The sequence below is a fragment of the Pseudoduganella ginsengisoli genome (assembly GCF_009720865.1).
In the GTDB taxonomy this organism is placed as follows: domain Bacteria; phylum Pseudomonadota; class Gammaproteobacteria; order Burkholderiales; family Burkholderiaceae_D; genus Rugamonas; species Rugamonas ginsengisoli.
Window position 1 is genome coordinate 26,470 of sequence record NZ_WNLA01000020.1, and the last position, 21,259, is coordinate 47,728.

General features: G+C 60.9%; 20 protein-coding genes and 1 pseudogene. 15 read left to right on the top strand and 6 right to left on the bottom strand.

Annotated features, from left to right (window positions below):
- Nucleotides 1-3: 3 nt before the first annotated feature.
- On the bottom strand, nucleotides 4-468 hold the full coding sequence (locus tag GM668_RS23535) for an OsmC family protein (RefSeq protein WP_155441410.1): 465 nt from the start codon (nucleotides 466-468) through the stop codon (nucleotides 4-6).
- A 73-nt stretch (nucleotides 469-541) separates the two neighbouring features.
- On the opposite strand from GM668_RS23535, the gene GM668_RS23540 reads away from it, so the two are divergent.
- The 5 genes from GM668_RS23540 (at nucleotide 542) to GM668_RS23560 (ending at nucleotide 5,795) form a co-directional block, all read left to right on the top strand.
- On the top strand, nucleotides 542-1,120 hold the full coding sequence (locus tag GM668_RS23540) for a DNA-3-methyladenine glycosylase I (RefSeq protein WP_155441411.1): 579 nt from the start codon (nucleotides 542-544) through the stop codon (nucleotides 1,118-1,120).
- Nucleotides 1,108-2,892 carry an FAD-dependent 5-carboxymethylaminomethyl-2-thiouridine(34) oxidoreductase MnmC1 gene (mnmC1, locus tag GM668_RS23545; protein WP_155441412.1) on the top strand — a complete coding sequence of 595 codons (1,785 nt, stop codon included), beginning with the start codon at nucleotides 1,108-1,110 and terminating at the stop codon, nucleotides 2,890-2,892. The genes GM668_RS23540 and mnmC1 overlap by 13 nt, the downstream gene beginning before the upstream one ends.
- Before the next feature lie 106 nt (nucleotides 2,893-2,998).
- The gene (locus tag GM668_RS23550; RefSeq protein WP_155441413.1) at nucleotides 2,999-3,718 is read left to right on the top strand and encodes a sensor histidine kinase; all 720 of its coding nucleotides are present in this window, start codon (nucleotides 2,999-3,001) and stop codon (nucleotides 3,716-3,718) included.
- An 8-nt stretch (nucleotides 3,719-3,726) separates the two neighbouring features.
- A complete protein-coding gene (locus tag GM668_RS23555) occupies nucleotides 3,727-5,433 on the top strand; it encodes a tetratricopeptide repeat protein (protein WP_371868771.1) in 1,707 nt (568 codons plus the stop codon).
- A 146-nt stretch (nucleotides 5,434-5,579) separates the two neighbouring features.
- On the top strand, nucleotides 5,580-5,795 hold the full coding sequence (locus GM668_RS23560) for a hypothetical protein (protein ID WP_155441414.1): 216 nt from the start codon (nucleotides 5,580-5,582) through the stop codon (nucleotides 5,793-5,795).
- Nucleotides 5,796-5,826: 31 nt separating this feature from the next.
- Here GM668_RS23560 and GM668_RS23565 read toward each other — a convergent pair whose 3' ends face one another.
- Entirely contained in the window at nucleotides 5,827-6,618 is a 792-nt protein-coding gene (locus GM668_RS23565) for a PhaM family polyhydroxyalkanoate granule multifunctional regulatory protein (protein ID WP_229499788.1), read from the bottom strand.
- A 196-nt stretch (nucleotides 6,619-6,814) separates the two neighbouring features.
- Here GM668_RS23565 and GM668_RS23570 point away from each other — a divergent pair, with 196 nt between their 5' ends.
- From GM668_RS23570 to GM668_RS23590, 5 genes and pseudogenes are all read left to right on the top strand, one after another.
- Complete coding sequence (locus GM668_RS23570; RefSeq protein ID WP_371868770.1) at nucleotides 6,815-7,864, top strand: DUF3108 domain-containing protein; 1,050 nt, start codon at nucleotides 6,815-6,817, stop codon at nucleotides 7,862-7,864.
- Nucleotides 7,861-8,610: a DUF3108 domain-containing protein gene (locus tag GM668_RS23575; RefSeq protein WP_155441417.1), complete on the top strand. Its 750-nt coding sequence runs from the start codon at nucleotides 7,861-7,863 to the stop codon at nucleotides 8,608-8,610. Before GM668_RS23570 ends, GM668_RS23575 begins: the two co-directional genes overlap by 4 nt.
- A gap of 131 nt (nucleotides 8,611-8,741) precedes the next feature.
- On the top strand, nucleotides 8,742-10,193 hold the full coding sequence (locus GM668_RS23580) for a hypothetical protein (RefSeq protein ID WP_229499790.1): 1,452 nt from the start codon (nucleotides 8,742-8,744) through the stop codon (nucleotides 10,191-10,193).
- Nucleotides 10,186-10,902: pseudogene (locus GM668_RS23585) on the top strand (hypothetical protein); the annotation flags it as partial. The gene GM668_RS23580 and the pseudogene GM668_RS23585, both read left to right, overlap by 8 nt.
- Nucleotides 10,903-11,493: 591 nt before the next feature.
- Nucleotides 11,494-14,322 carry an ATP-binding protein gene (locus tag GM668_RS23590; RefSeq protein WP_155441418.1) on the top strand — a complete coding sequence of 943 codons (2,829 nt, stop codon included), beginning with the start codon at nucleotides 11,494-11,496 and terminating at the stop codon, nucleotides 14,320-14,322.
- A 65-nt stretch (nucleotides 14,323-14,387) separates the two neighbouring features.
- Here the strand turns inward: GM668_RS23590 and imm40 are convergent, their stop codons facing one another.
- Nucleotides 14,388-14,723: an Imm40 family immunity protein gene (gene imm40, locus GM668_RS23595; RefSeq protein ID WP_170305784.1), complete on the bottom strand. Its 336-nt coding sequence runs from the start codon at nucleotides 14,721-14,723 to the stop codon at nucleotides 14,388-14,390.
- Nucleotide 14,724: 1 nt separating this feature from the next.
- On the bottom strand, nucleotides 14,725-15,951 hold the full coding sequence (locus GM668_RS30605; protein ID WP_170305785.1) for an RHS repeat-associated core domain-containing protein: 1,227 nt from the start codon (nucleotides 15,949-15,951) through the stop codon (nucleotides 14,725-14,727).
- 98 nt (nucleotides 15,952-16,049) lie between these two features.
- Between GM668_RS30605 and GM668_RS23605 the strand changes: the two genes are divergently transcribed.
- From GM668_RS23605 to GM668_RS23615, 4 genes are read left to right on the top strand one after another with little or no spacing between them, the layout of a single operon-like run.
- Complete coding sequence (locus tag GM668_RS23605; RefSeq protein ID WP_155441420.1) at nucleotides 16,050-16,589, top strand: GbsR/MarR family transcriptional regulator; 540 nt, start codon at nucleotides 16,050-16,052, stop codon at nucleotides 16,587-16,589.
- Between the two features lie 2 nt (nucleotides 16,590-16,591).
- Entirely contained in the window at nucleotides 16,592-17,002 is a 411-nt protein-coding gene (locus GM668_RS31310; RefSeq protein WP_229499792.1) for a thiol-disulfide oxidoreductase DCC family protein, read from the top strand.
- Entirely contained in the window at nucleotides 16,999-17,460 is a 462-nt protein-coding gene (locus tag GM668_RS31315) for a cell division protein (protein ID WP_229499794.1), read from the top strand. The genes GM668_RS31310 and GM668_RS31315 overlap by 4 nt, the downstream gene beginning before the upstream one ends.
- On the top strand, nucleotides 17,457-18,911 hold the full coding sequence (locus tag GM668_RS23615; protein WP_155441421.1) for a TIGR01777 family oxidoreductase: 1,455 nt from the start codon (nucleotides 17,457-17,459) through the stop codon (nucleotides 18,909-18,911). The genes GM668_RS31315 and GM668_RS23615 overlap by 4 nt, the downstream gene beginning before the upstream one ends.
- Here the strand turns inward: GM668_RS23615 and GM668_RS23620 are convergent, their stop codons facing one another.
- Both GM668_RS23620 and GM668_RS23625 read right to left on the bottom strand, forming a co-directional pair.
- Nucleotides 18,912-19,442, bottom strand: a complete 531-nt coding sequence (locus tag GM668_RS23620) for a CcdC protein domain-containing protein (protein ID WP_155441422.1) — start codon at nucleotides 19,440-19,442, stop codon at nucleotides 18,912-18,914.
- 38 nt (nucleotides 19,443-19,480) lie between these two features.
- Nucleotides 19,481-20,707, bottom strand: coding sequence for a D-amino acid dehydrogenase (locus GM668_RS23625; protein ID WP_155441423.1), 1,227 nt, complete (start codon nucleotides 20,705-20,707; stop codon nucleotides 19,481-19,483).
- A 381-nt stretch (nucleotides 20,708-21,088) separates the two neighbouring features.
- On the opposite strand from GM668_RS23625, the gene GM668_RS30610 reads away from it, so the two are divergent.
- Nucleotides 21,089-21,256, top strand: coding sequence for a hypothetical protein (locus GM668_RS30610; protein ID WP_170305786.1), 168 nt, complete (start codon nucleotides 21,089-21,091; stop codon nucleotides 21,254-21,256).
- Nucleotides 21,257-21,259 lie beyond the last annotated feature (3 nt).

The following is a 21,259-nucleotide window of genomic DNA, read 5'->3' on the forward strand; positions in this document are numbered from 1 at the left end:
CGCTTACGTGATCGGCGGCTCCACCACCACCTCTGCCTTCAGCGAATTCGCGATGTAGCATTTTTCATGCGCCTCATGGTGGATGGTTGCCAGTTCATCTTCATCCGGCCAGTCTGCGCCGGCAAAGACGATGTTCGGACGCAAGGTGATGCTGGTCATGGCCATCTTGCCTTCGGCATTCTTTTCCAGCAGGCCCACGGCATGGTCGCTATAGCTTTCCACCACATGGCCCCGCTTGGCGGCGATCGACAGGAAAAACAGCATGTGGCAGCTCGACGTGGCTGCGATCAGCGCTTCTTCGGGATCGACATTGTCCGCGTTTGACATTGGCAGCGGCACGGACAACGGCGACGACGAGGCCGGTACGCGCAATCCGCCATCGAAAATCCATTCATGGGCGCGGCTGTAGCGCTGGTCGAGAAAATTTTGGCCATTGCGCTGCCATTCCAGTTTTGCTTCGAATTCCATGCATGCTCTCCCAGGTGAATGTGCGGATATCTTAATGTAGACTGCAGCCTCTTGCCGCACATTCCAGACCGACATGACGAAGCCACTCCACCGCTGCAACTGGGCCAATCCCAACAACCCGCGCTATATCGCGTACCACGATGAAGAGTGGGGCGTGCCGTGCCATGATGAGTTGCGGCTGTTTGAAATGCTGAACCTGGAAGGGGCGCAGGCGGGACTCAGCTGGGAAACCGTGCTCAATAAGCGCGACAGTTACCGCGCAGCGTTCGACCACTGGGACGCTGAAAAGATAGCCGCCTATGGTCCGGACAAGGTGGCGGAATTGCTGGCCAACCCCGGCATCATCCGCAACAAGCTGAAAGTCGCGGCAGCCATTGCCAATGCGCAGGCATACCTGCGCTTGCGCGCGGAAGGTTCCAGCCTGGACCAGTATTTGTGGGCGTGGGTCGATGGCAAGCCTATTGTCAACAACGTCGCGCGCCAGGAAGACCGCATGGCGAAGACTGCGCTGTCCGACAAAATTTCCAAAGACCTCGGCAAGCGGGGTTTCAAGTTTGTAGGGTCCACCATTATTTACGCGTATATGCAGGGCGTCGGCATGGTCAATGACCACGACGCCACATGCTTCCGCCATGCCGCATGCCAGCAATAAATCACCGTTTCGTGCTGCTGGCCACCGCGTTTGGCGTGGGCGGGCATTTTGCGCAAGTGTTGGATGCGTGGCGCCGGCGCGGGCCTGCCATTCCCACTGTCCCCGCTGCGGAAGATGCGCAGGGGCCGCGCGCGCTGGCCTGGCAAGCGGCACAGGCGTTGCATTACATTGCCGTGCTGCCCGCATTGCCGCCGGCCGCCGTGCTGGCCGTGGCGGACTTGCGTGCTCAATGGCCTGTGGACGTACCGGGTTTTCACCGTCTGTCGCTGGGCGACGTGACGCTGGATTTGCTGGTGGGAGACATCGAGCCATGCTTGCAGCAATTGCAGGCGCGCGTGGACGCCGTGTATATGCCGCAGGCCGGCGTGGATTTGCGCACGGTCGCCAGACTGGCGCTGCCCGGTGCACAACTGGCGATGCATGGCGCGGATGACGGCACGTTAAAAGCGCTGCGTTCGGCGGGCTTTACGCAGCAGGATTGCACATATTCATGGCTAGGCGAGGCCGATGCCGATGCCGTGTGTGCCGAATTCACCAGCCGCAAGCCGCAACCGCCCCGCGCCGCGCCGCCGGACCGCCGCGCCATCGTGGTCGGCGCAGGCATGGCCGGTGCCGCCATTTGCGAGCGGCTGGCGGCACGAGGCTGGGATCTCACCTTGATCGAGCGCCACGGCTTGCCGGCGCAGGAAGCATCCGGCAACCGTTCCGGCATCTTCATGCCGCTGCTGTCGCGTGACGACAATATCCCGACCCGGCTGGCGCGCGCCGCGTATTTGTATGCGCAGCGGCGCTGGTGCGCGCTGGGCGGCTTGCATCCGGAAGCGCCAGTCGGCGCCGATGTAGCGGGACCGATTGCCGGCAGCCAGTGCGGCGTGCTGCAATTGGCGCGCGATGCGGAACACGCGGCGCTGCAGCGGGAAGTGGCCGCTGCATGGCGCTATCCGGAAGCGTATGTGCGCTGGGTCGATGCACAGCAGGCAGGCGCCATGCTGGGCGTTCCCGTGCCGCATGGCGGCTGGCTGTTTCCACAGGGCGGCTGGGCCAACCCCGGCTCGCTGTGCCGCGCCATGCTCGATGCGTGCGGCGCGCGGCTGGCGCGGATTTACCACCGCGAAGCCGTCACGTTGCTGCGTGCCGGCGGCCAGTGGCAAGTGCTGGATACGCAAGGACAGGTGCTGGCGCAGGCGCCCAATGTGATCCTGGCCAATAGCGCTGGTGCGCAATCGCTGGCGCAGACTGCCCAATTGCCGCTGTACACGATGCGGGGCCAGGTCACGCACGTGGATGCGCAAGCGTTTCCCAACCTGCCGCTGGTGGTTTGCCGCGAAGCGTACATCACGCCGGCCGTGCACGGGATCGTCAGCGCGGGCGCGACGTACGACGCGGACAAGGATGCGGCATTGTGGCCGGCCAGCCAGCAGGAAAACCTGGAGCGGGCGGCGGAAATTTTGCCGGGTGCGCTGGATCAGTTGAATCTGCCGCTGGCAGGGCGGGTAGGCTTCCGCTGCATGGTTCCGGACCGGCTGCCCCTGGTCGGCGCGCTGCCCGATTACAGCGCTGCGGGCGGAAAAGTCGAGCGCTTGCGCGACGTGCCGCGCCATCCCGGCTTATATGGCTTGCTGGCCTATGCGTCGCGCGGATTGATCTGGGCGCCGCTGGCGGCGGAAATCCTGGCCGCGCAACTGGAAAATGAACCACTGCCGCTGGAAACCACGTTGGCGGCCGCGCTGGATCCCGGACGTTTCTTTTTAAAAGCATTGAAAAAGAATTAATGTCCAGGACATGCCTTGTAGCATCCCGGCATCAAGCGTTCCCGCCCTGTTTGCCGCACTCGGTATAATGATGGCTCAGTATTGACACGTCCCGGAGCGCAACTGAATGGAATACCAAGCGGAAGATCACGAAGGTGCACCCGAGCTGTTCCTGTTCCTGGCATCCACCGCACATGACATGAAAAATTCCATCAGCGTGCTGACCGGCACGCTGGAGGGACTGCTTGGCAATCGCGACGATGTCAACCAATCCGCTTACCCGCAACTGGCGCAAATGCTCTACCAGACCAAGCGCCTCAATGACAATTTGATCCAGCTGCTGGCGCTGTACAAGCAGGTCGGCAAGCCGGAATACCCGTTCGACCCGCGCCCCCAGCACATAGGCGAACTGGTGCAGCAAGTCGCTTCGCAAGCGAAAGTGTTGCTCGAATCCAAGAAAATTATTTTGCAAGCGGATTTCCCTCAAGACATGGTGTGGACCTTCGATGAAGACCTCATCATCGGGATGTTGACGCAAGCCATCAATAACGCTGTGCGCTATACGCACGACACGATCCGCATTGCCGTGGCAGAAAGCGAAGGCTTCCTGGAAATCCGCGTGGAAGACAATGGCGCAGGCTTCCCGCAATCGATGATTGAAGCCGGTGAATCGGCCATGAGCGGCCATACGGCTGGCGTGAACTTCATGACCAACAGCAGTGGCCTGGGCCTGTATTTCGCCAGCGAAGTGGCGAAGATGCATAAATACCGCCAGCGCACGGGCAGCATCCGCCTGGAAAATGGCGGGGTGCTGGGCGGCGGCGTGTTCGTGGTGAGACTGCCGTGAACAGCGCCTTGACCAATGCGCTGCATCCTGCCGCGGTTGCCGCGGCAGCGGCCAATATCGACTGGACGGAAAAGCGCTATCTGATCGTTGATGACTTTGTCGGCATCCGCCAGCTATTGCGCGAAACCTTGCGCAACCTGGGCGCCAAGCATTTCGACCAGGCGGCCAGCGGCGGCGAAGCCATGACCATGCTGGCCAAGACCCCGTATGACGTGGTGCTGTGCGACTTCAACCTGGGCGAAGGCAAGAATGGCCAGCAAGTGCTGGAAGAATGCCGCATCCGTAATTTGCTGGCGCCGTCCAGCGTGTTCTTGATGGTGTCGGCGGAAAAAAGCGTGGAATCCGTGATGGGGGCGGCGGAACACCAGCCGGATGCCTACATCATCAAGCCGATCACGGAAGGCGTGTTACTGACGCGCTTGAACCGCGTCTGGCAAAAAAAGCAGATCTTTCGCGAGATTGACCAGGCGTTCCTGGAAAAAGATTATCTGCGCGCCGCCAAGCTGTGCGACGAGCAAATCGCTGTCCATAAGCTGCACGAAATCGACTTGCTGCGCATGAAGGCCACGCTGTTGCTGAAAGCCGGCGAGCCGGAAAAAGCCCGCGCGGTCTATGAGCAGGTGCTCGATGACCGCGATTACAACTGGGCCCGTACGGGCTTAGGCAAAATCCGCATGAACAATGGCGACCACGAAGCGGCGCGCCAGATGTTCCAGGGCGTGATTGCGGAAAACCGCTTTTATATCGATGCGTATGACCAGTTGGCAACCGCGTATCAATTGATGGGCAAGCTGGAAGAATCGTGCGATGTGCTGGAAAAAGCCGCCAAGATGTCGCCCAATTCCGTAGTGCGCCAGCGCCGGCTGGGCCAGGCTGCGCTTAAATTGAACAATATCCCGCTGGCGGAACGCGCGTTCCGCAAATGTATCGCCATCGGTGAATATTCCATCATGAAGACGGTCGATGCGTACTTTGGCTTGGCGCGGATTTGCGGCCAGAAAAATGACGCCAAGGAAGCGCTACAAATCCTGGGCATCGCGCAGCGCGAATTCACCGGCGACCTGGTGCAGCTGCGCGCCAAAATCACGGAAGGGCTGGTCTACCACGAAAGTGGCGACTACCGCCGCGCCCGCAAAACCGGCGATGAGCTGGAAGACATGCTGAACAACGATCCCGAGCGTCCAGACACGCCGACGTGCATGGAATTGTCGACCCTGCTGTTCGCCGTGGGTGTCAAGGATGCGCCCGTGGATTTGCTGTGTTACGTGATCAAGAATAACCACGACAACACAGTGTTGCTGGACGAAGTGCAGGAAATTTTCGAGAAAGCCCGCATGGGTGAAGAAGGCGCCGAGTTGATCAAGTCCGCCCGCAAGGAAGCCGCCGACATGATGAATAAAGGCGTGCTGTTGTGGAAGACCGGCAAGCTGGCCGAGGCCGTGGCGTGGATGCGCACGGCGCGCGAAGCATTGCCCAACAATATGCGTATCTTGTTCAACTCGGCCCAGATCTTGATTTCACACATGCAGCAGCATGGCTATAGCCGTGATTTGATGGATGAAGCCAATGGTGTGTTGATGCACGTCGATAACATCGCCCCGGGCCAGCAGCGCTTTGCACAATTGATTGAGCAATTGGCGCTGCTGATGCCCCGCAAGGAAGCGCCGCCGATTGAAAACTTCGGTTTTGACGAGGAGGGCGGCGCCGCCGCGTAGCTGGCAAAGGCTGTTTGAAAATGACTGCAGCCAGGCGCTGCGCCGCAGACAGTGCACCTGCACGGCAAGGCGCGGCAACAACGCTGCGGGCTTTTTGAGACGGCCTTCCTGGCAGTGCAATGTAGTACTAGAAAAAGGAGACATACATGCGCGACATCGCCAAGGAAGTGTACGGCAAGATGAAAATCGGTGCGGCGGCGTGGATACGGCCAGTCAGCGCCAAAGGCGACACCATCGCTTCATTCCAGTCCGCGCATGATGGCGCGAAACAGCTGGCTGAAGAAGGCTTGATTCAAATCGTGAAGGTGCAGCGGCAGGAAGATGGTTTGATTGAAGCGATCCGCATACAAAGGCTGGCCTAGGGCGGTATAAGAACCGCCCCCGGAAGTATCGTTACTTCGCCGCCGGCTTGACTGCTTTTTTCGCTGCCGGCTTGCGCGCAGCTTTTTTCTCCGGCGCCGCTTCTTTGCCCGGCACTACAGGTGCGCTGGCCGTTGCTGCCTGCGCAGCCGCAGCCGCCTTGTTTAACGGCTTGGTCGCCGCCTGCGTGGCGGCCTGGGCAAACTTGGTGGCCGCTTCCGTGGCGCGGGCGGCGGCGCCCGTCACGGCTTCGGCCGACATGGCGCTCGTCACGGCCTGCTTGAATTGTTCTTGCAGTAAATTCCACCACACCGACGGGTTGGCCAGGCCGGCTGCCGCCATCGCGTCATTGGCGCCGGCTGGCGCTTGCGCCGGTGCGGCGCTGGCCGGCGCGGCTTCCGCTGCGGGCGCCGGCGCTTCCGCTTTCACTTCCGTTTTCACTTCCGGTTTGGCTTCTTCCTTGGCTTCCTTGGGAGCAGGCCCCGGCGCGCCAGGCTGCAGCGCTTCCGCTGCATGCTGGAAGAACGCGGAAGCATAAGGAATCGATTCAAACAGGGATTTGGTATCTTTTTCGCCTGGCTGCTGCACGGCAGTGGCCAGCGATTTGCCCATGGATTTCAGCGTGGCGATGGTATTGCGCTGCACTTCCAGCGCCTGGATGCTGCCGCGGACCATGCTGGAATTTAAATTCAGCCAGGCTTCGACTGCCTTCAAGTCATTGATCTTCTTGTCCAGTTCATCAACGGACAACGTGGGCGCGGCAATGCCGGGCACGACGCCCATGCTGCCCCATAAGTTCTTGACGAAATCAAGCGTGTCAGTCATTACGGCAGCGCCCGGAATATTGGGCATTTGAGGTAAAGCCATAGCTGGTCTCCTATAGGACGAATGGCAAGCGTAGCAGATATTCAAGTGGGCGTGTCAGCCGGCCTGCCGGGCAAGGCGTTAAACTAGCGCAATGACGAAATCTGCTTCTCTTTTTTTCCGCTCCCGGCGCACGCTGGTGCTGTGCGCAGCCACCGTGGCTTTGCATTTCGTCACCATCGACTGGCTGGGTTCCCGTCTTGGCGCGCAGCCTGCCGCACCGCTGAAACCTTCCGTCGCCACCGTGCGCCTGCCATTGCCGGAGCAAAAAGCCAGCGGCACGCCGCCGCCCGACCTCGCACCCAGCCAGCCGCCAGCCATGCCGCAGCACGCGCGCAAAGCCAAGCCTGTCCCGCTGCCGCAGCCGGATGCCGCTGTCGCGCTGCCGCCGGACAATGGCGCGCTATCCGGGCCGCAAGCCGTCGTGGAGCAGGCCGTGGCGGCTTTGCCCATGCCGCAAATCGAACCGGAACCGGCGCCGCCAGCGCCACAAGCGGCTCCGGCGCAAGAGCCCACCGGCACGCGCCGTTATCAAGTCAACATCCCGCCATCGGCCACGTTCGACCTGGAATTGACGCGCACGGATGCCAAGGGCGCGAACTGGAATGCGTCCGGCAAAATGGTGTGGCAGACCGATGGCAGCAAGTACAAAGTCACGGTGGAAGCAGGCTTGTCGATGCTGGTGGCGCGCGTGAATCTGCTGGAATTGAACAGCGAAGGCGACATCGATGACGCGGGGATCGCGCCCCGTGAATTTACTGAAAAGCGGCGCGGCCGCGCGATGACTGCCACACATTTCCAGCGCAACGAAGGCCGCATTACGTTTTCCGCCAGTGAACGCAGCTATCCGCTGCTGACCGGGGCGCAAGACCGCGCCACCATTCCCTTCCAGCTGGCTGCCATCGGCCGCGCCAACGTCAACCAGATGGGCGGCGACATCGACATCCTCGTCAGCGATAACCGCGAGGCGGCGATTTACCGCTTCCAGCTGGTGGGCGAAGAAGAAATTGACACGAAGATGGGCCGTCTCATTACGTGGCATGTGAGCCGTCCGCCCAAGCCGGGTTCCTATTCCGCCCGGCTCGATATCTGGCTGGCGCCATCGCTGCAGTGGTTCCCGGTACAAATACGCAATACGGAAGCCAACGGTGCGTTGACGACGCAGACCGTCAGCAAGATTTCCCTGAATAACGTGAAAGAACAATGAATAAACGAACTTTCCTCTCGGCTGCCCTGGTGGCGCTCATGGCCGTTGCGCCGCTATCGCACGCAACTGACAGCCACCCCAGCACCAAGCGCACTTTCAGCCTGCCGCCATCAGCGGACCTGGTGTATTCCATCAAGGCCCGCCAGCGCAGCATTGCCATCAATGGCGACGCCACCGTGCAATGGCGCCATGGCGATGGCAAATACAGCCTGCATACGGTCAGCCACGCGGGCATCTTCGGCAAAATCCTGGAAAACCACAGCGAAGGGGACGTCGACGATTATGGCCTGGCGCCGGAAACGTTCCAGGAAAAGCGCTTCCGCAAAGAGCCGACCACGGCGACCTTCCACCGCGACAGCAAGACCATCACCTTCAGCAAGGGCGATGAAAGCTATCCGATCAAGGGCGGGGAGCAGGACCGCACCAGCGCCCCGTGGCAACTGGTTGCCCAGGCGCGCAGCAACCCGGACAAATTCACGCCTGGTTCGCAATGGGCCTACTTTGTCGCCGGCCGGCGCGATGCGGAACCGTGGGTATTCAAGACCGTGGGCAAGGAAACCGTGCAGACAGGGACCGGCGCCGTGGAAGCCGTGCACTTCGTGAAGTCGCCGCCGAAGAGCGACGCCAGCCAGCAAGTGGACTTGTGGCTGGCGCCGGGGCTGGATTGGTACCCGGTTCGAATCCGCTTTGTCGATGACGATGGCGACTATGTCGACCAGTTGCTGGAAAAGGTCGTCAAAAAATAAGTTCGCCGTCGATAGGTGTGTTGCAGGGATTGCCTTTGATTTCAGCAGCTTAGCTTCCGGAACTGCTATACTGACGCCCCTCCGCGAGCATTGCCTTTGCGGTGTGATAAAAATGGCAACTCCGGATCAGCATGAACGACATATTGGCAAGCGCTGCCCTGGCTTTGGAAGCGGGAGCAGCATCAAATCCCTCTGAACAAGAGCAGAATGATGCGCTGCAGGCGCATTTCCAGCCCCATATTGCGGCTGATGAAATCGAACAGGTTTACCACCTGAAGCGTGCGCAGCCGCTGCTGCAAGTGTTTACAGCGCTGTTCCACGGCGGCTTCGAAGGCGTGTTAGTGCGCCTGCTGGTGCTGCGCGAGCTGGCTGCCGATACCAGCGTCTCGTCGTTCACCCGTGCCGACATCAATACCCGCCTCGCTTACCTGCTGCCGGAAAGCCTGGAAACCGTGCTGATGCGCCTGCGCTCGAACCAGTTGCTGGCATGGGATGCGCAGCAGGGCGTGTACCGCGTGACGCCGATAGCCCGCAACGTGCTGGCGGCGCTGGACAGCCTGCTGAACCTCGGCAAAGAAGAAGATGACGCGGAAATGGGCTTCCTGCTGTCGCAAGTGGCCGGCGCGCAAGCCGTGGGCGGCGTGACGGCCGACCAGTTGCAGCATTTGCTGGGCCGTCTGGTCGAATTGACGGAAGAATTCCGCGACGCGATTGCGTCCGGCTCCGAATTCCGCCTGCGCGAATCGCAGGCCAAGTGGCACATGGCGTGCGACTGGGTGGAAAAAGGGTCGGAAATCCTGCGCACCATCACGTCCGATGAAAACGCGGATGCATCCACGCACCGCGTGGCGCAGGCGATTGGCCGCGCCCAGAGCGCGCTGTTGAATATGCAGGGCATGTTCTCGCGCGCGCTGAACCAGATTGAGCGCCAGCGCGTGCATTTGGGCCAGTCCGGCCTGTCCACCACGGACATCAAGCGCTGGCTGCTGGAACATGAAGATTTGGCGCAACTGGCCGTCGATGCCATCGACCAGCCGGTGGTGCCGCTGTTTATTACCCCTGCCGAAATGATCGACGTGGCGGAAACGGAATTGCTGGCAGACCGCGCCGGCGTGGTGCAAAACGGCTTGCCGACCGGTGAAGATGCGCCGACCACCATCAATGACAACCCGGCCATGCAGCAGGAATTGAATGACTGGATCGCGCGCCTGTCCGACTTCGCTGCACTGGGCAATTTCCCCAGTGTGGCAGAGGAAGCGCCGAAATCCGTGCCGGTGCACGAATCCGTGCTGCCGGCCAGCTTCGCCGTTGCATCGTACCGCGCGTCGCTGTTGCCGCTGCTGGGCGATGCGGCCGAAGCCAACCTGCAAGGCGCCACCGCCGAACTGGCGCGCCTGCCGGTGACGTTTACGCCGACCGATGACATGGTGTACCTCGACGACCCGGAAGTGGCCGGGATGTCGGTTGCGACGCTGTCGCTGAACGCGGCGCCGCTGCCGGATGGCATGGCCGAGAAGATGGCTGTGCTGTCGCAGAACATGGACCTGGCAGTGGGCAACAAAGAGAACAAAGATAATGAGTGACGATTCCCAGATCCTGATTTCGCGCCTGTTGACGCACCAGACCCTGCGCCGCGATGACCGTTTGGTCAAACGCGCGCTGTCGGATGAACTGTTCCGCGCCGAAGTGGACCAGCGCTTGCTGGCCTGCGGCATGCGCCTGCTCGACAACGTGTATGCCGACCACGTGACCTTGGCGTTGACGCGGGAGATTGAACCGAAAGTGTTTGGCGCCAAAGACGTCTGGCAAAACAATAACTTCGGCCTGGCCCGCGATGGCGTGGCGCTGCTGGTGGTGCTGTGGGCGCAGATTATCTTGCCCAAGCGCGAACGCCAGGAAACGCATCAGCACGCGGACGATGACCAGAACGACATGTTCGGCGTCGACAAGCCGCTGCCACGCGCGGAAGACACGTCGATCGGCATTCCTTATAAGGCGCTGCTGGCGGACTTCGGCGACAAGCTGGGCCGCAAGACGCGGATGGACATGAACCTCGGTATCTTGTCGAAGCTGGGTTTCATTGAGCGCCGTGGCGAAGTGATTTTTGAAGGCCCGCTGCTGGACCTGGTGATGGATACGGATTTGCTGAAGGAGCGCATCGTCAATGGCGCGCTGGCGGACGTGTTCAAGCGCCGTCCGACGCAAGTCGTGCACATTCCGCGTGCGGCGCTGGCCGAAGCGGCAGCGGCCGTGGCGGTGGAAGAGGCGGTGGAAAGCGCGGCGGCGGAAGCAGTGGCAGATGCGGCTGCGGAGGCGATGGACGCCGCTGACGTGGCCGCGCCGGTGGCTGTGGCCGAAGCGCCCGTCATGCCGGCAGCCGTTGCGGCGCTGGCGGCGGAATTGGATGCGATTGTGGGAAGCTCGCCTGCCGCCGCCGTGGCTGTTGACACTGCGCCGGTGAGTGGCACGGACCCTGCCAATGACGCTGCCCCGGTGGCTGAAGCTGCTGTTGACGCCGAGGTGTCGGCTGACGCTGCGCCAGCCGCGGATGCTGAATGGGCGCCGGAAGTGGTTGCCGCCGCTGCAGTGGAGCCGGCGGCGGACGTGGCCCCGGCGCCGGAGGTGGCGCCTGCGACTGATGCGGCGCCTGCAACTGATGCGGCGCCGGAAGCCGCTGCACCGGTTGCCGAGGCAGCCGGGACGCCTGGCGCGGCCGCCGTAGCAGCGCAAGCTGATGAAGCGCCTGCCGCCGAGCCGGCGCCCACCGCCAAACCAGCCAAAGCGCCACGGGCTCCGAAAGCCTCGAAAGAACAGAAAGACGACGAGTTGCCGCCTGGGGTGAATCCAGCCTGGCCATTCGAACAATTCAAGCGGGACTAAGCAATGTTTCATATTAAATCGCTGGAGCTGGTCCACTGGGATTACTGGCAGCGCATCAAGAATATTCCTCTCGACGCGAAGATCATCACTATCGCGGGCCAGAACGGTTCCGGCAAGACCACCTTGCTGGACGCCATGCGCACGCTGTTCGGCCTGGATTGCTCGATGGGCCGCACGTACAAGCATTACGCGCGCCACTCTGGCCAGCAGACCGCGTGGATCCGTTCCGTGGTCGACAACAGCCCGATGGGCCGCCAGCTGTCGAACCGCCCGTTCCGCAGTTCCGGTTTCTTTGCAGAAGATGAAGTGACGCTGTTCTGCCAGGTGCAGAAAAACGGCGGCGACTGGAAGCGCCAGTACCTGATGCGTCCGGGGAATGTGCAAATTGAAGAAGTCACCGACGCCACCGACTGGCTGGGCGTGGAAACGTACCGCAAGCGTTTGGCGGCGGCAGGCTTGTCGCCCGCCATGGCGAAAGTACTGGCGCTGGAACAGGGCGAGACGGACAAGCTGTGCGAATACGCGCCGCGCCAGTTGCTGGACCTGGTGTTCTCCGTGTTTGGCGACAAGGAAGTGCTGGACGCGTACGATGAAGCGAAGCGCCACCAGCGCGACACCGAGCAGGAATTAAAACGCTTCGAAGCGGAACTGGAAGGTTCGAAGACGAACCTGGAAGGCTTGCGCCTGCGCGTGGCCAACTACCATCAGTGGGAAGACCTGAACAAGGAGCGCCGCAACCTGCAGGAAGAAATCCTGCCGAACCTGGAATACCACGAAGCGCGCGAAAAGGCTGCCAACACGAGCCGCCAATTGCGCGAAGCGCGCAAGCCGCTGCTGCAGGCCGACCAGCAACTGGCGGACAAGCGCGCGCAGCTGGCGATCCAGGTCAAGATGCTGCAGGAAGCGCAGCAGCATGAAACCGTGCTGGAGCAGGAGTCCACCGCGCTGCAAAGCAAACTGGCCGCGCTGAATGCGAAATTGAAGCCGCTGGACAGCCTGCTGGAACAAAAAGCCCGCCTGCAAAAGCTGGCGGCCGACGCCGGCGCCGACATTGCGGAAGTCTCCGCGCAGCTGGAAACCAAGGAAGCGGAACTGGCCAAGCAAAAGGCGGCCCGCGAAGCCATCACCAGCCGTATCGCTGCCGACAAGGCCACCATCGCCGCGCTGCAAGGCAAGACCGCCATGCCGGAGCCGGACAATGTGCGCGCCATGCGCCGCGCATTGAACGATGCGGGCATCGGCCACGCGATGCTGTCCGATATCGTCGAAGTGACGGACCCGCGCTGGCAGGGCGCGGTCGAAGGTGTGCTGGGCGGCTATGCGTCCGTCGTGCTGCTTGATAAACCGTCCGATGCGGCTGCCGCCTACCGTCTGGCGGAAAAGGAACGTTATCGCCACTTTATCGTGCCGGACTTGATCACGGCGCCGGAAACCAAGGGCGACAGCCTGATGTCGGTGGTGCGCTTCACGGACAAGGCGCCGGGCTGGCTGATCGAACAGCTGATGCGCATTACCCGCGTGGACTCCGTTGAGGAAGGCGCGCGCATGGGCAATGTGGAAGAGTGGATCACGCCGGATGCGTACCACAAGGAACGCCGCGGCGGCCGCTCGCTGTTCGTGGAAGCATCGCGCTACCGCTTTGGCTCGGCCGGCCGTACGCAGCGTATGGAAGCGCTGTTGAAAGGCATTCCGAACCTGGAAGCGCAGGAAGACAGTTTTACGCTGACCATCAGCAAGCTGGCGTCGGAAGTGTCGGCATTGCGCGCCCGCCTGGCCGGTGTGGATGCGGCCAAGGAATTGACGGCCCGCATGGCGGAATTCGACGAAGCGGCGCACAGCGCCGTGCCTCTGCGTTCCGAGCGCCTGGAAGTCGGCGCGCGCCTGGGCGAGCTGCAAGGCTTGATCAAGGACGCCACCGTGGCGCGTACCCGCGCCGACACCACGTGGCAAAACGCCCGCTTCAACTTGTCGGAAGCGGAAGCGGGTCTGCGCATGAACCACAAGAAGGTACTGGAACAACGCACTGAACACGCCAAAGCGCTGATGGCATTGCGCCGCCAGTGGAAGCATTTGCCGTCCGGCTGGCGCCGTCCGTCGCGCCGCGCGCGTCTGGTGCAGGAACATCAGAATACGCACCAGGTGGCGCTGCGTATCCACAGCCTGGAAAACAGCCTGGCGCGTGGCGACTGGGAGCTGGATGCGACGGTGATCGACCAGTATGCGCGCTTGAGCGAGCAGTTGAAAATCCGCGCGGATGAAACGGACGAGCGCCGCTACCAGAACAACCGCGCGATCGAAGCCACCACCAATGCGCGTGGCGCGTACATTGAGCGTCTACGCTACACGATCAAGCAATACAGCAAAAACATCAAGGAGCTGGGTGAACTGGCCAACATTGATGTGACGACGGACCCGGTCAAACTGGAAAACGACGACTTGCTGCTGGCGCAAGCCGGCCTGCACGTGCGCTTCAAGTTTGATGGCAAGGGGCCGATCGGCATGAATGACGGCGAAGCGTCCGGCGGCCAGCAGGTGATGAAGTCGCTGGTGCTGCTCATTGGCCTCTTAAAATCGGAAGACGGTTCCGGCGGCTTCGTGTTTATTGACGAACCGTTTGCCCACCTGGATATCCGTAACATCCAGCTGGTCGGCGAGTTCTTGAAGAATACGGACGCGCAATACCTGATGACGACGCCGCTGACGCACAACACGGATGTGTACGACCCTTCCGAGCTGACCTTAATTACCAGCAAGAAGAAAAAAGACACGCAGTGGGCGCAGCCGATCTTTGTGCTGCAACGGCGCAGTGGTGGCGATAAGGCTGCTGCTTGATGATTGCCGCCTGCCTGTTCGGCGGGCGGCTAGCGTGAGGAGATGAGCTAAGGCTTAGATTAGAATTACGTGTTCGGCACAATTGCAAAAAGTACATTGTTCGCCGACGTCAGATAATTCACGATGTAGCGCTGAGCCTTGGCAACACTGCGCGCAACAAAGTCTGCTTCATTTTCTTCCGCTTCACGGTTGCAATACCAATTGTCATAGTTCGGTTCGATATTCTCACCTTGGACCACATATACGTCACCGCCAAGAATTGCAACTCCGATAGCTGACAGCTGCTGTAATGCTTTCAATGCAGCTTCCCGCTCTAGTGCCCAATTGCGCACTCCAATACGTTCTAAGGAGTGGCCGACGCTCAAGATCGCGTCAATCTTGCTTGACCAAATATTTTCCATATCATTGCCCTGGTAAAGGTCTAAATAAGCGATGGTTGATCGTACCATCCGCTTCTTTGATGAACTCAAAGAAACCTTCTCTGCCTCTATATTCACCGGGAATTGTGAGCATGTCGCGAACAACACCGTCTCCACCGCGGACTTTGGATTGTTGACCAGCTTCCTGAAAACCTTTAACGCTTTCAGGGAAGCCATGCAGATCTCTCTGTTTTATTTGGCCCAGCACCTTGTCCGTATATTTACTACCGGCGAAAAAGTCTTTTGCGACTGCTGTCTCTTTTCCTGCAATCCTCGCCACTTCCACGGCCTTCTCCGCAGCGATGGCAGCCTTCATAGCTTGTCCAGTAAGCGGCACAGGGTTGAACACTCCAAACGTGCTCAGCCCGACATCGACGATTGCGGCGCTGATACCCACCCCAGTATAGAGGGCTATGCCCAGTTTGCCGAGATCAAAGGCGAGAAATGCGAGGTCTACCGGACTCTCCCCGGCCGGGTCGACGTATTTATAAGGGTTGTTGTTGGCATAGGCGTAGCGGTTAAAGCCGTGCACGTTTTTCGGTTCGAATTCCACCGGGTCGACGCCAACGAAGCGCCCCAGCAGCGGGTCGTAGTAGCGTGCGCCCATATAGCTCAAGCCTGCGTTTTCATCGTAGGGGCGTCCCGCAAACCATAACGCATTGCTGGCGCTGGCCGGACTGTGAACAATCCGCTCCCCATAGGGTTGATACGTTTCTTTCCATAGCACGGCGCCGGATGCATTTGTCGCCAGCATTGGGGTACCAGCGGCATCGTTATGAAAATACGTCACGACCGCCGCCGTTGGCGATGCGCTGACGACGATCGCCACATTGGGTGTGGTGGCGCCGAACCATTCAACGTATTCACGCAGCATGCGCCACTGAAAGTTATACGTACCGGCGGCCGGTGGGGCGGTGACGGGAAAATGAAACGCGTACTGCGCTCCCGGCGCAACGGAACTTGTCAGCAGTATCCGTCCACCCCATGTAGAGTTGTCTTGAGGATTTTGTGAGCCGAGTTTGTATTCCGTCCCGGCAGTCCAGGTCGTGCTGCCGCTGTTTTTCATTGTGACCGTGCCTTGTTTCCCCCGGTTATTGGTTAAGTTAAAACACTGCGTTGAAATAAATCGTATGCCGTTAAATTTTGTTGGAGTTTGATCAGAACCAATGAAGGCGCTGCCTATCTGTGTATTGCAACGATGCAATGGCAATAGGGCTGCCCCCTGATTTGCCCTCTTTTTTATGCTCCTTGACACAGGCTTCAATTTAATCTTTAATTTCTGTAATGACAGAAATAAAGGAAAACCCCATGCAGCTGAGCCCGACCATGCAAAAGTACATTCTCCACTGGGGCGAGATGGGTACGCGCTGGGGCGTGAACCGTACGGTGGCGCAAATTCATGCGCTGCTGTTTTTGTCGAATACGCCGCTCAATGCGGAAGACATCGTGGAAACCCTGGGGGTGGCGCGTTCCAACGTCAGCAACAGCATCAAGGAATTGCAAAGCTGGGGGCTGGTCAAAGTCAGCCACGTGATGGGCGACCGGCGCGACCATTTCGTCGCGCTTCAAGATGTGTGGGAAATCTTCCGCGTCATCGTGGAAGAGCGCAAGCGGCGTGAAATCGACCCGACCTTGACGGTGCTGCGCGAATGTTCGATCGAAGCGGAATCCGATGCGGCGCTCGATGACGCCACCCGCAAGCGCATGAACGATGTGCTGGGCTTTATGGAAATGCTGGGCGCCAGCTATGACGATTACAAGCACATTCCACCGGCCACCATGCTCAAGCTGTTGAAAATGGGCGGCAAGATTGCCCGCTTCCTGGGGCCGGACGATAAGGAAGAGTAATCATGGATACGCCCAGGCTGACTTTGTATTTCGATGGCGCCTGCCCGTTTTGTGCGGCGTCGATGGCGCAACTGCGCTCCTGGAATCGCCATGGCGCACTGGCCTTCATGGATATACGCGGCGATGGATTTGACCCGGCGCCGTTGGGTGTGACGATGGCGGCGCTGGACCGGGAGTTGCACGGCATGACTGCCGATGGCCGCTTGCTGGTGGGTGTCGACTGCATTGAAGCCGCCTATACGCTGGCAGGGCAGGGGTGGCGTGTCCTGTTGCTGCGTGTGAAGCCCTTGCATCCTGTGCTGGCTGCGCTGTACCGCATATTTGCTTTGCACCGGTATCGTATTTCCGGCTGGCTCGGATACACGGTGGAGTCGCCGTGCACGGATGGCGTGTGCAAATGGGAGCGGCCATGAATACCCGATCGATAGACCGCGAGCCGGCTGCGCGGCGCTGGCTGGTGTATTGGCTGTATGGCGCCGCACTGGCGCATCTGTTGGCGGGTGTCTTGCTGCCGTGGGTATCGGGTTTGTCCTTCCTCGATGAGTATCACCGCAGCATCGCGGCAGGCTTCTGGCCGGGCGCCGCGCCGGCTGCCGCACATGTGCAGCAGGCATGGTGGATGGCGCTGTTTGGTCCGACCATGCAAAGCGTCGGACTGTGGATGTTCGCGCTGGTGCACATCGGCCACCGCCAGCGCAGCGCTGCAGTCTGGGTATGGCTGATGGCCGGAATCGTGCTGTGGGCGCCGCAAGATATGCTGCTGTCGGCACGGGCAGGCGTGATGGCCAACGTGTGGCTGGATCTGTTTGCTGCCGCGACGATGCTGCCGCCGATGGTGTGGCTGTGGCGCATGGACCGGAGGGCAGCATGAATACGCACGTACTGGCATTGCAATTGATGGCCGCGCAGGGTTTGCTGGGCGCGTTTGATACGGTCTATCACCATGAATTGACGGAAGCACTGCCGCAGCAGCCTGGTGCGCGCAAGGAGTTGGCGATTCATGCGGTGCGGGCGCTGTTTTATTCCGTGCTGTTTCTCGGCCTGGCATGCTTTGCGTGGCATGGCTGGTGGGCGGTGGCATTGCTGGCCGTATTTGGCGTCGAGATTGTGCTGACGTTGTGGGATTTCGTGACGGAAGACCAGACCCGCTTATTGCCTGCCACGGAACGCGTGACGCATACGATATTGGCAATCAATGGCGGCGCCTTCATTACGCTGCTGGCGTTGAATACGCCGGCCTGGTTTGCAGAGCCGACTGCGCTGGTGTGGCGCACGCATGGCTGGCTCAGTGCTTTCCTCGCGCTGTGCGGTATCGGTGTCGGGCTGTCCGGTATGCGCGATGCGCTGGCATCGCGGGCGCTGGCGCGTATTGAAAACGGGCCTGTGCCCCCCGTGTTTGATTTGCCGCCGGCGCATGTATTGGTGACCGGGGCAACGGGCTTTGTTGGAGGCCACGTAGTGGCGGCATTGCTGCGCGGAGGTCATACGGTGACGGTGCTGACGCGCAGTACCAGACAGGCGGCGTGGCGTTTTGACGGCAAGGTGCGCTGCATCGCGGGCATGGGGGAATTGGCGAAGACTGAGCACATCGACGTCGTCATCAACCTGGCGGGCGCCCGCATCCTTGGCTGGCGCTGGAGCGCCCAACGCAAAGCGGCGTTGCGCGCCAGCCGCGTGGCATTGACGGAGCGGCTGGTGGCGTGGATGGCGCAGGCGGAGCACAAGCCCAGGCTGCTGCTGAATGCATCTGCTATCGGCTATTACGGCATTCAGCAGCAGGACGATAAAACAGAACTCAGTGAAGCCGCACCGCCGCAAGATATTTTCATGGCGCAGCTGTGCCAGGAATGGGAAGCGGCGGCGCGCAAGGCGGCAACGTATGGCGTGCAGGTGGCCTGCATGCGTTTCGGCCTGGTCGTGGGCCGGCAAGGCGCGCTGCCGATGATGCTGATGCCGATTAAACTGGGTATGGGCGGCCCGCTGGGCGGCGGGCGGCAGGCGCTGTCGTGGATCCATGTGGACGACATCGTGCGTGGCATGGCGCACTTGTGGAAGCAGTGCAGCGGGGGCGCCGACGTCAGCGGCGGCTGGAATTTCACGGCGCCGCACATTGTTTCGCAGGGAGAATTCAGCCGTATCGCAGCCAGTGTCGCGCACCGCCCCGCCTTCATGCCGACGCCGGGCTGGCCCGTTCGGCTGCTGCTGGGAGAGCAGGCGGATTTACTGCTGGAGGGGCAGGCAGTCGTGCCGCAGCGATTGCAGGCAGATGGCTTTACGTTCCGCTATCCGGCCATGCGGGAAGCGCTGGCCAGCGTCATGTGATTACGCGAGGTCCGGTCCCGTGTCGGCGGGATGGGCTTTGCGCCAGCGGATCATGCCGATAGAAAATGACGCGCAATAGCCGAGCATCAAACCCAGCGGCAGCACGGTGCCCGCGCTTTGCACGAAGTCTTTTTGCGACATCAATTCCTGTGCGCTCATGTGGTTGCCCAGGTAAATTTCCACGCCACGGTACACGATGCGGCCGGCAAACAGCAGGAACACAACCAGTGCAATGCGCATGTTCGGCGTGAAGTAGACGCGCGGCCCATACCATTCAAAGCGCGTGCCTTTCAGTGAAAAGTGTCCGGCCCACGCGCCGGCCAGCGCACCGGCGCCCAGGCACGAGACGGCGAGAATATTGTCCGCCATGGTCAGCGCCATCCACGCCAGGAACAGGGGAAAGAACACGGCCGACATCCAGTGGCGCCAGATCAGCGACTGCTGCCGAGCCAGCATTTGCTTGACCCGTGCATAAATACGCCACATCAGCAGCGGAATCAGCATCAGGAGGGCGAGGGTCGTGATATCCATACAGTCAGGCGCTTATTGATGAAAGCCGTGATTTTACTTCACACGCCACGGCCTGCCTGCATAACCGACTGCGCCACCATATCCGCTGTCGCGGCGGACAGGGTCCAGCCCAGGTGGCCGTGGCCCGTGTTGTAAAACACGCGGGGAGAACGGCCCCGGCCCACTTTGGGCATCATGTCCGGCATCACGGGACGCAAACCCGTCCACGGGATCACGCGGCGGGTTTCCACTTGCGGGAAACACTGGTGGATCCAGTCCATCAGCGGCGCGATGCGCTCGGCGCGGATATCGCGGTTATAGCCTGCAAACTCCGCGGTACCGGCCACGCGGAAACGGTCGGCGCCCAGGCGGCTGCACACGATTTTGGTGGCGTCGTCGAGCAGGCTGGCATTGGGAGCGGCAGCCTGGCTGGCGGCATCGTCCAGTTGCACGGTGACGGAATACCCTTTGACGGGGTACACGTTGACGTGATCGCCCAGCCGGGCCGCCAGTGCGCGGCTGAAGGAACCGGCGCAAATGACGACGGCGTCGTGGCGCTCTTGTACGGTGTTGCCATCGATGCGGCAGGCAATGGTGGCGCCATGGCCATCGGCGCGGACATCGGCCACGTCGGCGCCATAGCGGGTCACTGTACCATGGCGCAGCGCGGCGGCAGCCAGGCCCGTGGTGAATTTGTGGATATCGCCGGTGGCATCGGTTTGCGTGTAAAAGCCGCCATAGTATTGGCCGTGCAATGTCGGCTCGATGGCGCGCATTTCATCCGGCGCGACGGGGCGGCGTTCCAGTCCCCCTTCGGCCAGCACTTGCGAGACAGCGCGGGCCCGTTCAAAGCCTGGCTTGTCGCGGTAAATATGCAAGATGCCCTGGCGGCGCAAGTCGAATTCTATGCCTTCTTCCTCGGCCCAGGCATACAGGTGCTCGCGGGCGGCAATGGCCATGCGTACGGTGGCGACCGTGTTATCGCGGTAGCGGGGAATGCCGGCCAGGAATTGCGCGAACCAGGAAAGCTTGTGCCACGTGGGGGCGGGGTGGACGAGGAAGGGGGCTTGCTGGGTGAACATCCATTTGATGCCTTTGGCGACGGTAGCCCAGTGGTTCCACACTTCAGAATTGGAGGCGGACAGCTGGCCGCCATTGGCATACGACGTTTCCATGGCCGCATAGCGCTGCCGGTCATACAGCGTGACCTCAAATCCCCGCTTCGACAACGCATACGCCGTCGTCACCCCGGTAATGCCTGCGCCGACCACGGCGATCTTTTTCATTTCTCGCGAGCCCGTTTCAAAACGGCGAACAGAGTACCACAGTGGGGTCAGACGTGCATTGATGCACTTTTTCCGCGGCGCGGGGTCAGACGTGCATTCGTGCATTCGCTGCCTTGCAAGCGACAAAAAGCCTTTTATGACGGCATTTCTTCGGATTGCCGGTGCCATGCTGGTTAAAGAAAGACGGAAATTTTTGCTACGACTACGCCAGGCCGGCTGCTTTTGCCTGCTGCGAGAGGGCAATTGGCGAAAATGAATGCATCAATGCACGTCTGACCCCACCGGTGAAACGCATCAATGCACGTCTGACCCCAGGGTTGGTCCTCGCGATTTCGGGTGAATGTGCTATGTTGTCATTATGATTTGTCTTGGAGCGCCACTATGGACCCAGCATTGTCATCGCCTGTCATTTACGCCCACCGCGCGCCTGATCCTGCGCCCGTGGATGAGCCTGAGCCGCAGTCACAGAAGCAGCCCGGCCAGCCCCACCACCACCCGGAGCCGCCCGTGCCGCAAGACGATCCGGTCCCGGACCACAATCCCAGCTGACCC